The sequence below is a fragment of the Geothrix fuzhouensis genome (genome assembly GCF_024609325.1).
Lineage (GTDB): Bacteria > Acidobacteriota > Holophagae > Holophagales > Holophagaceae > Geothrix > Geothrix fuzhouensis.
The window spans coordinates 169,791-184,563 of the sequence record NZ_JANHMQ010000002.1 but is presented as its reverse complement, the minus strand read 5'-3'; the positions used below and the strand labels follow the sequence as shown (position 1 = coordinate 184,563).

Sequence of the window (14,773 nt, the reverse complement as noted above, 5' to 3'; positions counted from 1 at the left end):
CCGCGCCCTGCTACGTCTGCTATCGCGCAGAGCCTAGGGGAAAGATCATCTGGTACCCGCTGGGATCCTACCCGGAGGACGTGAGCCTGGAGGAGCTCCACGCCAAGGCCGCCGAGGTGCGGAAGATGAAGGCGGAGAAGGATCCGATGGAGGAGCGGAACAGGCTCCGCGAGGAAGCAAGGAAAGCCAAGGCCGCCGCTACTGAAGAGGCCGTGAGGATTGCAGAGGGCAAAAGCAAGGCCCCGACCATGGCCGACGCCTGCAAGCTGTACGCAACCTATGCGGCGGATCGGGCCAACGTGAAGGCCTCCACGGAGGCATGGACGAATGCACTCATCAAGCGGGTGATTCTGCCGTACTGGAGCGATCGTCTGGTGGCAGACGTGACACGGGCAGAGGTTAAGGACTGGCACAGGTCGGACGCCATGCGGGAACACCCTTCCCAGGCAGACGCCGCCCTCCGGGTGCTTTCCAAAATCTTCAATCTGGCTCTGGAGGAGGCTCCACCCTGGAGGACGGACAACCCTGCCTACAAGCTGAAAAAGCAGGTCACGGGTGCCGCCAAGGTGCGCGAGCGCATCTTATCCCAGGCCGAACGGAAAGCCCTTGAGCGCACCATGCGAGCCATGGAGGCGGAGAAGGCGGAGAAGGAAACAGACCCGCAATCCAAGAAGACTGGAATTGACCCCGCCGCCGCCGGAGCCATCCGCGCCCTCCTCCTATCCGCCATGCGCCTGCAAGAGTGCCTCACCCTTCGCTGGGATGAGATCGAATGGGATGAGCCGACCACAGACCCCGAATCCGGAGAGGTGCAGGAAGCCATTACAGGGTGGATCAAGAAGGAAGAACACAAGTCTTCCCGCCGCTCCGGGGCCAAGCTCGTGGCCATCACACCTCAGCTCGGAAAGATCCTCAGAGCTCAGGCGACGCGGGCCGGAAGCCCTTGGGTATTCCCTTCCCCAATCACCCCGGAGCCCGGCGAGGAGCTGGGGCACTTCATCGGCCTTCAAAAGGTGTGGGAGCGAATCCGCGAGCGCCTGACCAAGGATGAAGCCGAGCTCGTGAAGGCCAAGAAAAAGAAAAAGGCGGAGGCCCTCAACATCGAAGACGTGCACCTCCATGACCTCCGCAGGACCGCGCTATCCGTCACCTATGGCGATGAGGGGCAGACCCTCGAAGCGCTTGCCGAGGTTGCAGGCCACGCCTCCACCGTCACCACGAAAAAACACTATGCCCACCTGGAGCGCCACAAGAAGCGCATCGCTGCTGAGAAGATCGCCGCGAAGATGGGCGAAGCGATGGAGGCTGAATGAGTGCGGAAGACTCACAACATGCAGTACACGCACCCGCAAACCCTCGCCCCGCTTGGATGCGATCTATGCCGATTGAGTCAAGCCCCCCCGACCTGTCTCGCCTCCGGAATCACTAGACAATATGAATAAGGCACAACCTCCACAGGTAAGCCCTTCTAGGATCAGCCCATTAGTTTTTTCGTTGTTTGAAGGTAAAGGAAAAGGACGCGACCCAAAGTGAACAGGACGGCGCATCCCGTGCAGATATTCCGCCGTCCTACCATGACCAAAGAATGATCTAGACCCAAAGTGAACAGGAAGACCGGTCAAGCGATTTTGAAAACCCAATAACAAGATCGGCATCCAGTGGATTGAATCCCTGGCAGGACTCCACTGGATGCCGCGAACCCGGAAGGTTTCCCTTCCTAGCTCGCCTCCAGTTTAGCGCATGGGGTGAGCCGCCCATCTTCCGCGCTACCGGAGGCCCAACCATGGCCCGACCCCGCACCACGCCCTCCACAGCCAGCAAGCCCACCGCGCCCGATCCCCGCCTGCCCGCTGGGTATGTGGCACCCCGGATCCCCACGGAGTACGTGACGGTCCGCGAGGCCGCCGCCTACACCGGTCTGTCCAAGCCCACCCTGGACGCCATGAGGCAGACGGGCACCGGCCCCAAATGGGTGCGCGTCTCCCCGCGCCGGGTGGTCTATGAGATCGCCGCCCTTCGGGAATACATGGCGAGTCGCACCGTCACCCCGTCCCCGGCTGTGTGAGGGGAGCCCATGACCGAGCTAATGACCGCCCCCCAGGCCCAGCCGAAGGCCTGTCCCGAAACCCCCCTCCTCAGCTATGAGGAGGCCCCCCCTGAAACCCAAGCCCTGGTGGATTATTCCGCCATGGAACGCGCGGCGTTCTGCTGGAAGGAAGCGGAAGCCACCCTTATTGCAGAAGCCAGGATGACCGAGGCCGAGTCGCTGGAACTCCAGGCAATCATGTGCGGTCACTTCAAGGCCGTCGCCGTGCGGATCTTCGACACGCGGGCAGAAAACCCAGGCGAATGGTCCACCTGGTTACGGATTCTCCGTGAGGTGATGACCGAGGCCGAGGTTCGATTTGAACAGGTCCCAGCATGACCCCCTCCGCTGCCACCTTTGCACTCGTACTGCCCGGTGGACTGGCCCAGGCCATGAGTCTTCGATCCCTTGGCCAGCTCGCGGAACCCGGCCCCGATCCAGAGTCACCCGAGCGCCTGCTCGGTGAGCTCCTAGACGCCGAAAGTGATGACCCATCACACGGTAGAACCGAGGCAGAACCATGCTAGACGCCACTTTGAGCCATCTAGACGCATCGTCGCATGAGCACGGATCAAACACGGATCAAACACCCGAAGAAAACCAGCGCCTTGGGAGGCTGTGATGCCCACAAAACAAAACCCCGGCGGGCACCGGGGCGGAATGTTGACCGAATCGGTCAGAGAACAAGGAAAGGATGGGCTTGATACCTCCTACCGTCAACCCCTCCGCGAGCGCATGGTCCGCGACACACTGCCTTTCCTGGCCGTGCTTTTCAACTGCACAGAGGAAGAAGCCGGGACGCGCCCCTTCACCAGCCAGGTCTTCGATGACACACCCCGCAAGGATCCTAAGCGGGCCAAGATCCTCCATGGGTGTCTGGAGGAGCTGGCAGAGGATCTAGACGCCCGCAACGCCCAAGGCGACGGCATCTTCATCGCCGTGAATCAGACGGACCTCCGAGGCCGCGAGAAAAAGAACATCATCACCCCTCGCGCCGCCTGGGCAGACGTGGACTTCAAGGCCGCCGCCGAAGACGCCGAACCCTTCGACCTCGCCAAGCTACCCCTTGCCCCAACCATGGCCGTGAGCTCTGGCCACGGGGTGCACCTCTACTGGTGTTTCAGCGAGGCCACCCCTTATCAGGAAGGCCACCAGGCGGAGCACGAGGCCTTGCTCAGGGGCATTCAAAAGGTGTTGGCCCCCTTCGGTGCGGATGGCCAGGTGTGCCAGGTGGCCTCTGTGCTCCGCCTGCCTGGGTTTTACAACGTGAAACGGGAGCCGGTGCTAGTTGAGGTGATCCGATGACCGGCCCGCGCTACACCCCCGCAGAGATCGCCGCCACATTCCCGCCTGATTCCAAGGCCAAGAAGGCCCCCAAGAAGGCCACGGGCACCAAGCCCAGCGCCAAAGGTGAGCCGCCCATCCTCAGCACCTTCCGCGCCCTGGGGATGACTGTGGCACCCGCAAAAGACTTAGGCGACGGCACAGGGTTCCGGACCACCTGCCCATGGGCCAGCTCGCACACCGATGGCATCAACGATGAATCCGGATTTCTGACGACCCATCCGGACGGGGTTCCACGTCACTTCGGCTGCCGGCACTCCCACTGTGAGCATCGGACCATCGAAGACGTGCTCAAGCTGGCCCGCGAGCGGGGCATTGAGGTGCCCTACTTCGGCAACCGCACCCTTGACGGCTTGCCCTCCCAGGCTCGGAGCAAGGCGGGCCGTCCAACCATCCTCGTCTGCCCGCCGGAAGTGGAAGTCGCAGACGCAAGCCGCGAGGCACTCTGGCCCGTGGATGGTGTGTACGCCAGGCGGGGCCGTCTTGTGCACGTCCATCGCCATTCAGGCGAGAACGGCAAGCGCACCATCCCCGCCGGATCCGTGGGCATCCGAGACGCAGGCCCCGCCTGGGTCCGCGAGCGCTTGAGCGAAGCCGCTGATTTTGAGCGGGCCACCAAGACGAAAGACGGATTCAGCCGCGTGGCGAGCATGGTGCCCGATTGGGCAGTATCCATGATCCTAGAAGCGCCTGGCCCTGGGTTCCGCGAGCTCCGCGCCGTTGTCACCGTGCCCGTCATCCTGTCGGATGGTTCCATTCATGCCGAGAATGGCGAGCTCCGCGACGGGGTGCTTTACCTGGGACCGTCTGACTTTCCCCCCGTGCCAGAGCACCCCAGCGAGCAAGATGCCGTAGCTTCCTGGGAGCACCTCCGCCTCGTCTGGCAGGACTTCCCGTGGGCACTGAACCCATGCGCCGATGCACAAGAGACCGCCGTGCTCGCTGCGCTATTAACCATCGTTGGGCGATACGGGTTCACCGGGCCTGCCCCATTCGTCGCAGTCGAGGCCAACGGCAACGCCGCCGGAAAGGGCCTTCTATCTCAAACCCTGTCCGTCATCGCAACCGGCGGAGGAGCGCCCGTGATGGCCTGCCCCCGCGAGGAAGTGGAACTCATGAAGTCCATTCTTCCTGTCTTGATGGACGCCACGCGGGTCCAAGTGATGGACGAAGTACACCCCGGATTCGGAGGCCGGGGCTGGAATGCCCTGATTACCTCCACCGATTACCGGGGCCGCCTCCTGGGTGCTTCCGCCCTAGTGGAGCTGCCCAACGATACCGTGTGGGTTTGCACCGGCAACAACATCGCCCTTGCCCCTGACACAACCCGCCGTTGTCTACCCATTCGCCTGGAGCCGATGGAGGAGCACCCGGAGGACCGAGACGGGTTCAAGATTCCCGACCTCCTAGGCTAACCTCCGCAACCTCCGCACAACCTCCGCACTAACGTCCGCACCTCAAAGCTAGTGCCCATGCGAGTCTCCGCGATTTTGCGGAGGTTGCGGAGGTTGTTTTCACTTTCAGAGTGGGAAATGAGAAAAGTACTAGTACAGGGGTTCACCCCAAGCCGCCACCGCCTGCCCCTCTGGAGGGGCCGAATCCGTACGGGTGTTTGACGGGTGTTTGATCCCACGAAAAAGGCCATCCACCAGGGATGGCCTAAGTGCTTTGTTTGCTGGCTCCGGAGGAGGGATTTGAACCCCCGACCTAGTGATTAACAGTCACCCGCTCTGACCCCTGAGCTACTCCGGAAAGGGCAAGGGTTCATTCTACCGGAGGTGGGCGCAGATTCAAGCGGAGAGGGGCGGGACCTGTGATCCAGGTCGCCTTGGCCCTAGTTCTTCTGAAGTTCCATCAGGATCTGGCGGGCAGCCGCTTTGAGGGTGTCGATGACGCCGGTGCCCTCGCTGGCCACCGCCTCGATCATGGGTTCGCCCCGGAACCGGAGCAGCCGCTCCATCTCGGCGACAGGTGCGGCGGAGGGCATGTCCCGCTTGTTGAGCTGAAGGACGTAGGGGATCGTCCGGACGTCGAAGCCGTTCTCACGCAGGTTGGTGGCCAGGTTCGCGATGGATTCGATGTTGGCCTCCATGCGCGCCTTCTGGCTATCGGCCACGAAGATGATGCCGTCGCAGCCACGAAGGATGAGCTTGCGGCTGGCGTCGTAAAAGACCTGACCGGGCACGGTGTAGAGGTGGAAGCGGACCTTGAACCCCTTGACCATGCCCATGTCGAGGGGCAGGAAGTCGAAGAAGAGCGTGCGATCCGTCTCAGTGGCGAGGCTGACGAGCTTGCCCCGCTTGTCGGGGTTGGCCTGTTCGAAGATCCACTGGATGTTCGTCGTCTTCCCGCAAAGTCCGGGACCGTAGTAGACGATCTTGCAGTTGATTTCGCGCGATGCGTAGTTGATGAAGGTCATGTTGTCGCCCCAGGCTCAGTCGCCGAAGAGGCGGTCGATGTCTTCGTCCGTGATCTCCGAGAAGGGGCTTTCGAAGCGGCTGCCGCCGTCGGATTCCTTCTGCGCGCGCTGTTCCACTTGGTCGAAGATCTCCTGGAGTTCCTTGCTGGCCTTCTTCACCCGCAGGCGCACCAGGGCGAGGCTCGAGTTCTGGTCGAAGATCACCACCAGGATGCCCCGCTTGCCCACGATGGAGATGTGCAGGTTGTCCTTCTCGCCCTCATGGAAGAGGAGGCTGAATTCTTTTTCACCGATGAGCTTGGCCAGACCGTCTGTGGCCGCCACGTTGCCGGCGGTAAGGGAGGCGAGGCTGGTGGCGTCGATGCTCTTCACGTCGCCGGCCGAGGCGATCTGCTGCCCGTTCTTGTCCACCAGGAAGACCACCTTGGCGGAGGCATCCTTCTGAAGGCGGCTGATGATCTCGTGGAGGAGCTTGTACTCCTCCTCGAACATGATGAGATCAAGCTTTGCCACAAGAACCTCCGCCGGGACTGCTATCTGTGAGGATAGCACTTTTCAGTAGGTCCCCGCCCCGGCTCCGCCCTGAACCACCGCCACGGAGGCGGAAAGCCCAAGACGTGTCGCCCCGGCCAGAACCATGGCCAACGCCCCCTCATAAGTGCGGATACCACCGGAGGCCTTGACCCCCATCCCGGTTCCCACGACTCGGCGCATCAGCGCGACATCCGCCTCCGTGGCACCCCCGGTGGAGAATCCCGTGGAGGTCTTCACGAAATCGAGGCCTGCTTCCAGGGCCAGGGTCGAAGCCCGCTCCTTCTCGCCATCCGTGAGCAGGCAAGTCTCCAGGATCACCTTCAGCACCGTGGGCGCCGGAACGGCCGCCCGGAGGCCCACCAGATCCCGGCGAACCGTATCCCAGTCCCCACCCTTCGCGGCACCGATCGCCAGCACCATGTCCACTTCCTGGGCTCCCTCCTTCACGGCCAGTTCTGCCTCGTGGGCCTTCGAACACAGCGAGGAGGCCCCGAGGGGGAAGCCCACCACCGTGCAGGTCCGGACGGGACTGCCCTTCAGAAGAGAGGATGCCAGGGGCACCCACAAGGGGTTGATGCAGACCGACGCAAACCCGTACTTAAGCGCTTCCGCACAAAGGACTTCTACCTGGGCCCCGGTGGCGTCGGCCTTCAACAGGGTGTGATCGATGAGGGGGGATAGATCCCAGGGTCCGGCTGGAGGGGCCATCTGCGCTGCAGACAGATGGTGCTGCCCCGAACCATCCCGAAGGAGGCAGGCGCCCGCAAGGCAACCCAGGAGCTGGGGCCGCCCTCCTTCCGGGAACGTGTGGAGGCGGGTGCGGATCTCGGCAGTGAGGTCAAGGAGTGAATCGATCATAGGTTCCATCATGGCCTCGGGATCGCGCCCCGGAAAGCCGTACACGAGAAAGCGGGCCGAAGCCCGCTTTCCCACAAACCGGTGAAGCCTGTTACTTCTTGGCCTCTTCCTTCTTTTCGGCCTTCTTGGCAGCCTTCTTGGCCTTCTTCTCGGCCTTGGGGGCAGCTTCAGCCTTCTTCTCTTCGGCGGTCATGGCCTTCTTGGCCTCGGCCTTCTTCTCAGCCTTCTTGGCAGCCTTCTTCTCAGCCTTGGGAGCGGCTTCAGCCTTCTTCTCTTCGGCGGTCATGGCCTTCTTCTCGGCGGCAGGAGCAGCGGGCTCGGCCTTCTTGGCAGCTTTCTTCGCGTGCTTCTTGGCCTTCTTCTCAGCCTTGGGGGCAGCTTCAGCCTTCTTCTCTTCGGCGGTCATGGCCTTCTTGGCCTCGGCCTTCTTCTCGGCCTTCTTCTCGGCCTTCTTGGCAGCCTTCTTCTCAGCCTTCTTCTCAGCCTTGGGAGCGGCTTCAGCCTTCTTCTCTTCGGCAGTCATGGCCTTCTTCTCGGCGGCAGGAGCGGCGGGCTCGGCCTTCTTGGCAGCCTTCTTCGCGTGCTTCTTGGCCTTCTTCTCGGCCTTGGGGGCAGCTTCAGCCTTCTTCTCGGCCTTGGGGGCAGCTTCAGCCTTCTTCTCTTCGGCGGTCATGGCCTTCTTGGCCTCGGCCTTCTTCTCAGCCTTCTTCTCGGCCTTCTTGGCAGCCTTCTTCTCAGCCTTGGGAGCGGCCTCGGCCTTCTTCTCTTCGGCGGTCATGGCCTTCTTCTCGGCGGCAGGAGCGGCGGGCTCGGCCTTCTTGGCGGCCTTCTTCGCGTGCTTCTTGGCCTTCTTCTCGGCCTTGGGGGCGGCTTCAGCCTTCTTCTCGGCCTTGGGAGCGGCCTCGGCCTTCTTCTCCTCGGCGGTCATGGCCTTCTTGGGTTCGACCTTCTTCTCAGCCTTTTTCTCGACCTTCTTGGTCTCGACCTTCTTCGCTTCAGGCTTCTTCGCCTCTTCCGCGAAAACGGGGCTGATCAGAGCGGCAGCGACGAGCAGCGCAGCAAGCTTGTTCATGGGGGTTCTCCCTGGGTGGATCCGGCACGGCCGGAAGTGAGCCCAAATATGCACGATCCAGGCCAACATATAATTACTGCAAAAGGGCATCTTATTGTTTCTGGTGATCAGCCCGTAGCGTTGCGTTCTGCAACTTGTCGCAGGGTGCGACGGCCTTGGCCCCTGCCATGGGTTACTCGCCCTCGTGGAATCCGTACCGCTTCAGCTTCCGGTACAGGGTGGTCCGGTCCACACCCAGGATCTCCGCGATGCGCTGCTTCTCTTTGTGCCGGCCCACCAGGATCTGGATGTAGCGGCGCTCCAGCTCGTCCAGGGAAGGCCAGTCCTCGATCAGGGAAGGGGTACCCTCGGTGGGTTCGGGCCGAAGCAGGGCCCGCTTGAGCACGTCGGCCTGGATTTTGGCCGAGAGGTCGTCCACCGTGATCTCGCGGCCCCGGCTCAGCTGGGTCAGGTTCTCCACGGCATTGCTCAGCTCGCGCACATTGCCCGGCCAGGAATAGGCCTGAAGCACGCGCCGTGCTTCGGGATGCAGACGATAGGTCTGCTGATCCTTCTGCCCGAACTCGGCCAGGAAATGGTCCAGCAGTGCGTCCACATCCTCCCCCCGCTCCCGGAGGGGCGGCACGGCCAGCTCGACCACGCTCAGCCGGTAGTAGAGGTCCTCGCGGAAGGTTCCGGCCTTCACCATCTGCTGGAGGTCCCGGTTGGTGGCGGCGATGACCCGGGAATCCACCTTGATGGTCTTGTTGCCACCCACGCGGCGGATCTCCTGCTCCTGGAGCACTCGGAGCAACCGGACCTGGAAGCTGGGGCTCGTTTCCCCGATCTCGTCCAGGAAGATGGTGCCGCCGGAGGCCTCCTCGAACAGACCGGGCTTTTCGTTCACGGCGCCGGTGAAGGAGCCCTTCACATGGCCGAAGAGCTCGGATTCCAGCAAAGTTTCCGTCAGCGCGCCGCAGTTCACCGCCACGAAAGCGCGGTCCCGGCGATCGCTGGACAGGTGGATGCTCCGGGCCACCAGTTCCTTGCCCGTGCCGCTCTCTCCCGTGATGAGCACGGTGGCCCGGCTGTTCTGGAGGCTGGCGATGGTCTTGTAGACCGCCATCATCTTGGGGCTGGAACCGATCATGAGGCTGCGCCTGGCCTTGGGGGAGGCGTCCTGCGTCCCACCCTGGCCGGCGGACTGCCGCCGGGCGAGGGCCCGGGTCACCAGGGCCTTCAGTTCCTCGTTGTTCCAGGGCTTGCTGAGGAAGTCGAAGGCGCCCTCCCGCACAGCCTCGATGGCGGTTTCCAGCGTACCGAAGCCCGACAGCAGGATGGTGTCCACGCCCAGGGGCTTGGCCTCTCGCAGCAGGTCCAGGCCATCCTTCTTGGCCTCCAGGTTGATGTCGGACAGCAGCAGGTCGAAGTCCCCCTTGTGCAGCAGCTCGATGGCCCGGTCGGGATGCGTGGCCTTGGTCACTTCCAGGCCCATCGTCCCCAGCAGCTCCTCGAGGAACTCGCACGTCTCCTTGCTGTCATCCACCACAAGGACTCGGGCCATGGCCACCCCCACCCTTGAAGGTACCCCACCTGGCCCCAGACGCGTTCCCGGGGTATGCTCACCGGATTCCTTCAACGGAGAATTCCCATGCGCACCCTTCTGGCTCTTGCCCTCGGGATGACCCTTGCCGCGGTCAACCTGGTCGCGGGCGATCTCACCATCACCTCCCAGGTCACGGGCAAGGGTGCCCTGGCCAAGGATGGCGCCCAGGTGCAGTACCTCAGCGCCACGCGGATGCGGGTCAACCACGCCGGTTCAAAGTTCGACAGTCTGGTCGACTACGGCCACGAGGTCATCTACAGCATCGACCATGCGAAGAAGGTCATCACCAAGCTCACCTTCAAGGACATGCAGGAGACCATGCAGGCCCTGGAGGATCAGATGGCCGGCATGCCTGAGATGGTCACGAGGATGATGTTCGGCGACGTGTCCGAGGTGAAGGTGGAGCCCTTGGGCACCGACACCGTCCTGGGCCGCCCCTGCAAGAAGGTGCGAGTCACCCTCGGCAAGATGGTGGAGGAGCTGAGCGTGGATCCCTCCCTCCAGTTCCCGATCAAGGACTACGCCAAGTCCATGGCCATGCTGAACCGGGTCCCCGGCCCCATGGGCACCCTCTTCAAGCGGGTCTACCAGGAAACCGCCAAGCTCAAGGGCGTGCCCCTCCGCACCCACATCACCGGCCTCATGGGCATGGATGTGACCACCGAAGCCACCGCCATTGCCACCACCGCCATTCCTGAAAGCGCCTGGGCCCTGCCTTCGGACTACACCATGAAGGACGGGGGCAAGGAGATGAAGGAAAGCGTGAAGGGGAAGCGGTAGACTGGGTGGGGCCCCTTCCGGGGCCCCTTCCTTCGGAATCCCCATGAGCACCCAACCCTCCTTCGATGATGGCCTGGATCGGCTGGAGGCCCTGGTGCAGCAGCTGGAGTCCGGCAGCCTCAGCCTGGAAGAGGCCCTGGCCCGCTTCGAGGAAGGCGTTCAGCTGAGCCAGGCCCTGCAGAAGCAGCTGGCCGAGGCCCAGCGCCGGGTCGAAGTCCTGAAGGCCGGCCTGGGCGGCGAGTACCGGGCGGATCCCCTGGACGACGCGAAAGATTCCCGATGACTGGGGCCGCCTCGCAGGTCCAGGCCGACCTGGACCGCCTGCTCCCGCTGCTGGATGCCTCCCTCACGGCCCCCCTCCAGAAGGGGGATGCCGCCCGCCTGGGCGAGGCCATGCGCTACAGCCTGGAGGCCGGCGGCAAGCGCGTGCGGCCGATCCTCTGCCTGCTGGCCGCCGAGGCCGTGGGCGGCACGGCGGAGCAGGCCCTCCCCGGGGCCCTGGCTCTGGAATACGTCCACACCTATTCCCTCATCCATGACGACCTCCCCGCCATGGACGACGACGACCTGCGGCGGGGCCGGCCCACCAACCACAAAGTCTTCGGGGAGGGCCACGCCATCCTCGCAGGCGATGCGCTGCTCACCGAGGCCTTCGGCGTGCTGGCCTCGGCGGACCTCGATCCGGTGCGACGGGCCGAGGCCCTGGCCCTGCTGGCCGAGGGCGCCGGCTGGCGCGGCATGGCCGGTGGCCAGGCGCTCGACCTCGAAGGCGAGGCGCTCGCCACCTACGACCTGGAGCATCTGCGCCTCATCCATCGCCTCAAGACCGGCGCCCTCCTGCGCGCCTCGCTGGAGATCGGCGCGGTGCTGGGCGGCGCGGTACCCGCGGACCGGGCCGCGCTGCGCGCCTACGGCGAAGCCATCGGGCTCGCCTTCCAGATCCAGGATGACATCCTGGACGCCACTGCCACTGACGCGGACCTGGGCAAGCGCGCCGGGAAGGATGCGGGCAGGGGTAAGATCACCTACCCTTCGCTCCTGGGCCTGGACGGCGCCCGTAAGGCCCTGAGTGAAGCCACTGAGAATGCCCTATGTCACCTAGCAACCCTTCCCAATCGCACGTCTTTGGCAGCCTGGGCCCGGTATCTGGCCCAGCGGGCGAAATAGGCCTCCAAGTGGAGATCCCCGCCAGCTTGTACCCCCTGCTCGATTCCCTGACGGCTCCCCAGCAGATCCGCCACTTCACCCCGGACCAGCTCGAACGCCTGGCCGCCGAGGTGCGGGCTTTCATCATCGCCTCTGTCTCCGAAACCGGGGGCCATTTCAGTTCCAACCTCGGCACGGTCGAGCTGACCGTGGCCCTGTTCCACCACTTCGACTTCCTCCAGGACCGCATCGTGTGGGACGTGGGTCACCAGGCCTACCCGCACAAGATCCTTACGGGCCGGAAGGACCGGTTCCCGACCCTGCGCCAGCACCACGGTCTCTCCGGGTTCCTCAAGCGCGACGAGAGCCCCTATGACCACTTCGGTGCGGGCCACGCCAGCACCAGCATCTCCGCGGCCCTCGGCATGGCCAAGGCGCGGGATATCCAGAAGCAGGATCACGCCTGCATCGCCGTGATCGGCGATGGCTCCATGACCGCCGGGATGGCCTTCGAGGGGCTCAATCAGGCGGGCTACCTGGAGACGAAGAAGTTCCTGGTGATCCTCAACGACAACGACATGAGCATCAACCCCAACGTGGGTTCGCTGCAGGGCTACCTCAATCAGCTCATATCCGGCCAGTACTACCAGCGCTGGCGGGACCGCATCGAGCATGCCATCAAGGCGATCCCCCTCGAGGGCCTCAGCAAGGGCGTGGCCAAGGCCGCCAAGTGGAGCGAGGAGAGTTTCAAGCGCCTCATGGTGCCCGGCCTGCTCTTCGAGGATCTGGGCTTCCGTTATATCGGGCCCGTGAACGGTCACGACGTGAACGCCACCTCCAAGGCGCTGGCCGAGGCCAAGGAGAAGATGAAGGAAGGTCCCGTCCTGCTCCACGTGCAGACCAAGAAGGGCTATGGCTACGAGCCCGCCGTGCTGGATCCCCTCAAGTGGCATGGTGTCACCGCCTTCGACGCCGAATCCGGGGAGATCATCAAGATCCAGGGGGATCCTTCGAAGCCCGCGCCTCCGAGCTTCACCAGCGTCTTCGGCAAGGCTCTGGTGGAGTTGGCGAAGAACGACGACAAGATCGTCGGCATCACGGCCGCCATGCTCGACGGCACGGGGTTGAACCTGTTCCAGAAGGCCTTTCCCGACCGCTGCTTCGACGTGGGCATCGCCGAACAGCACGCCGTAACCTTCGCCGCCGGCCTCGCGACCCAGGGCATGCGGCCCGTGGCCGCCATCTACAGTACCTTCCTGCAGCGCGGCTTCGACCAGGTGGCCCACGACGTCTGCATCCAGGATCTGCCCGTGACCTTCGCGCTGGACCGGGCCGGCATCGTGGGCGCCGACGGCCCCACCCACCACGGACTTTACGACATTGCCTACCTGCGCTGCCTACCCAACCTCATCCTCATGGCCCCCAAGGACGAGAACGAGTTGCGGCGCATGCTCATGACCGCCCTCTACTGCGGCCACCCAGCCGCCCTCCGGTACCCCCGTGGGAACGGCCTCGGCGTCCCCCTCGAGGATCCCATCACCGCCCTGCCCGTGGGCAAAGGCGAGCTGCTGCGCGAAGGCAGCGATCTCCTGCTCTGCGCTCTGGGCGCCATGGTGGAACCGGCCTCACAGATCGCGGAAGCCCTGGCGGCGGACGGCATCTCCTGTGCCGTCATCAACGCCCGCTTCGTGAAACCCATGGACGAGGCGCTCATCCACGCCTGGGCGAGCCGCTGCCGCGCCGTCGTGACCCTTGAGGAAGGCTGCGCTCCCGCTGGCTTCGGCGGGGCCGTGGCCGAGTCCCTGGCGGACGCTGGCCTGCCTCGTCCGCTGCTGAGGTGTGCCGTTGCCGACCATTTGGTCCACCATGGCGATCCCAAGCGCCTATTGGAAGAAGAAGGCCTCAGCCCCCAGCTTCTTGAAAGCAGAATCCGGAATTTCTTCCGTGACATCTAAGTAATACCTTGCGAAAGACTCGCGGAATTCCTATGGTTGGACCCAACCCGCCGTGGCTGCGTGCTCTTTCCCCGAGGCTCTCGTGAGGTCATTCCCTATCTACGCGTCCATCCTGGGCGCCCTGCTCTGCCTAGCCCCTGCAACTGGTTCCGCCCAAGGCTGGGATGCCGCTACCAAGGCTGCCAGCTGGGCCAAGCAGGACAAGGATGATTCCTTCACTTTTTACGATGCCCCGGGCCGTGCCCTCCACACCTGGGTGCGGGACGGCGGCCTGCTGGGAACCCTTCCCCTCGGGAAACTCGATGGCGAGCCTGATCGTTGGGTGATCGACCCCCGCAACGCCGCCTGGGTCGCCCACGGCACCACGCTGACCCACCTCGATCGGACGGGACGGAGCCTGGGCAGCGAGCGGCTTCCCGCCCCAGTCGGCGACATCTGCTGGGACGCCGTAGGCATGATCCTTTCCTACCGCACCCCCGAGCCTTATCTCGAGAAGCGCGACTTCCGCAATGCGGAGGTGATCTGGTCATTTGGGGCCAAGCCGACGAGGAAGGAGGGCTCCACCCCCCAGAATCGCCGCCCCCTCACCCTGGATGACAGCGGCAACATCCTCATGGCCGACGGGAACGCCCTCAATCTCAGCATCCTGGATGCCAATACCGGCCACAAGATCGGCGAGACTGCCCTGCTCTTCCAAGGGGCGCCCCCCCCTAGCCTGGAAGGCGACACCCTGAGCCGTGGCCCCTTGGCCGTGTGGGTGGGCAAGGGCGTGATCCTCGCCGCCCTGAAGGCCTCCCAGATCCCCGCCGTCCAACGGGGCACTTTTCAGGGCCTCGTCCTGGCTCGGCTCGATCTGCCCCACAACGGCCTGGAATTCCTTCCCACCGGCTTGGACGACAGCCACATCCTCGTGGGAATCCTGGATTCCGATGCCGTGTTCGTGAACCCCAAGGGCGGCCTGATGCTGGTGAAGATCAAGTAGCTCGGGCCTTGT

Annotated in this window: 15 protein-coding genes and 1 tRNA gene; 10 read left to right on the top strand and 6 right to left on the bottom strand. The window is 63.9% G+C overall.

The window, feature by feature from the left end; genetic code table 11:
* Nucleotides 1–80: 80 nt before the first annotated feature.
* From NOV74_RS08035 to NOV74_RS08015, 5 genes are all read left to right on the top strand, one after another.
* Nucleotides 81–1,313, top strand: a complete 1,233-nt coding sequence (locus tag NOV74_RS08035) for a tyrosine-type recombinase/integrase (RefSeq protein WP_257310915.1) — start codon at nucleotides 81–83, stop codon at nucleotides 1,311–1,313.
* Nucleotides 1,314–1,783: 470 nt separating this feature from the next.
* A complete protein-coding gene (locus NOV74_RS08030) occupies nucleotides 1,784–2,065 on the top strand; it encodes a helix-turn-helix transcriptional regulator (protein WP_257310913.1) in 282 nt (93 codons plus the stop codon).
* 9 nt (nucleotides 2,066–2,074) lie between these two features.
* Nucleotides 2,075–2,425: a hypothetical protein gene (locus NOV74_RS08025; RefSeq protein ID WP_257310911.1), complete on the top strand. Its 351-nt coding sequence runs from the start codon at nucleotides 2,075–2,077 to the stop codon at nucleotides 2,423–2,425.
* Nucleotides 2,426–2,707: 282 nt separating this feature from the next.
* Entirely contained in the window at nucleotides 2,708–3,391 is a 684-nt protein-coding gene (locus NOV74_RS08020; protein WP_257310909.1) for a hypothetical protein, read from the top strand.
* Complete coding sequence (locus NOV74_RS08015; RefSeq protein WP_257310906.1) at nucleotides 3,388–4,845, top strand: hypothetical protein; 1,458 nt, start codon at nucleotides 3,388–3,390, stop codon at nucleotides 4,843–4,845. The genes NOV74_RS08020 and NOV74_RS08015 overlap by 4 nt, the downstream gene beginning before the upstream one ends.
* 261 nt (nucleotides 4,846–5,106) lie before the next feature.
* Here the strand turns inward: NOV74_RS08015 and NOV74_RS08010 are convergent.
* The 6 genes from NOV74_RS08010 to NOV74_RS07985 all read right to left on the bottom strand — a co-directional run bounded on the left by NOV74_RS08010 (nucleotide 5,107) and on the right by NOV74_RS07985 (nucleotide 9,856).
* Nucleotides 5,107–5,182 (bottom strand) — tRNA-Asn (locus NOV74_RS08010).
* 82 nt (nucleotides 5,183–5,264) lie between these two features.
* Nucleotides 5,265–5,849, bottom strand: coding sequence for a GTP-binding protein (locus tag NOV74_RS08005; protein ID WP_257310903.1), 585 nt, complete (start codon nucleotides 5,847–5,849; stop codon nucleotides 5,265–5,267).
* A gap of 15 nt (nucleotides 5,850–5,864) precedes the next feature.
* Complete coding sequence (locus tag NOV74_RS08000; protein ID WP_371748424.1) at nucleotides 5,865–6,362, bottom strand: roadblock/LC7 domain-containing protein; 498 nt, start codon at nucleotides 6,360–6,362, stop codon at nucleotides 5,865–5,867.
* A gap of 42 nt (nucleotides 6,363–6,404) precedes the next feature.
* Entirely contained in the window at nucleotides 6,405–7,091 is a 687-nt protein-coding gene (gene deoC / locus NOV74_RS07995; protein ID WP_371748437.1) for a deoxyribose-phosphate aldolase, read from the bottom strand.
* Between the two features lie 241 nt (nucleotides 7,092–7,332).
* On the bottom strand, nucleotides 7,333–8,313 hold the full coding sequence (locus NOV74_RS07990) for a hypothetical protein (RefSeq protein WP_257310897.1): 981 nt from the start codon (nucleotides 8,311–8,313) through the stop codon (nucleotides 7,333–7,335).
* A 172-nt stretch (nucleotides 8,314–8,485) separates the two neighbouring features.
* Nucleotides 8,486–9,856, bottom strand: coding sequence for a sigma-54-dependent transcriptional regulator (locus tag NOV74_RS07985; protein WP_257310896.1), 1,371 nt, complete (start codon nucleotides 9,854–9,856; stop codon nucleotides 8,486–8,488).
* An 87-nt stretch (nucleotides 9,857–9,943) separates the two neighbouring features.
* Here NOV74_RS07985 and NOV74_RS07980 point away from each other — a divergent pair, with 87 nt between their 5' ends.
* The 5 genes from NOV74_RS07980 (at nucleotide 9,944) to NOV74_RS07960 (ending at nucleotide 14,761) form a co-directional block, all read left to right on the top strand.
* Complete coding sequence (locus NOV74_RS07980) at nucleotides 9,944–10,678, top strand: DUF4412 domain-containing protein (RefSeq protein WP_257310892.1); 735 nt, start codon at nucleotides 9,944–9,946, stop codon at nucleotides 10,676–10,678.
* Nucleotides 10,679–10,721: 43 nt separating this feature from the next.
* Nucleotides 10,722–10,961 (top strand): exodeoxyribonuclease VII small subunit, encoded by a 240-nt coding sequence (gene xseB, locus NOV74_RS07975; protein WP_257310890.1) that lies wholly within the window; start codon nucleotides 10,722–10,724, stop codon nucleotides 10,959–10,961.
* Nucleotides 10,958–11,845 (top strand): polyprenyl synthetase family protein, encoded by an 888-nt coding sequence (locus NOV74_RS07970; RefSeq protein WP_257310887.1) that lies wholly within the window; start codon nucleotides 10,958–10,960, stop codon nucleotides 11,843–11,845. Before xseB ends, NOV74_RS07970 begins: the two co-directional genes overlap by 4 nt.
* Nucleotides 11,846–11,871: 26 nt before the next feature.
* Nucleotides 11,872–13,779: a 1-deoxy-D-xylulose-5-phosphate synthase gene (gene dxs, locus NOV74_RS07965; RefSeq protein WP_257310885.1), complete on the top strand. Its 1,908-nt coding sequence runs from the start codon at nucleotides 11,872–11,874 to the stop codon at nucleotides 13,777–13,779.
* Nucleotides 13,780–13,861: 82 nt separating this feature from the next.
* Nucleotides 13,862–14,761, top strand: coding sequence for a hypothetical protein (locus NOV74_RS07960; RefSeq protein ID WP_257310883.1), 900 nt, complete (start codon nucleotides 13,862–13,864; stop codon nucleotides 14,759–14,761).
* The last annotated feature ends 12 nt before the right edge of the window (nucleotides 14,762–14,773 follow it).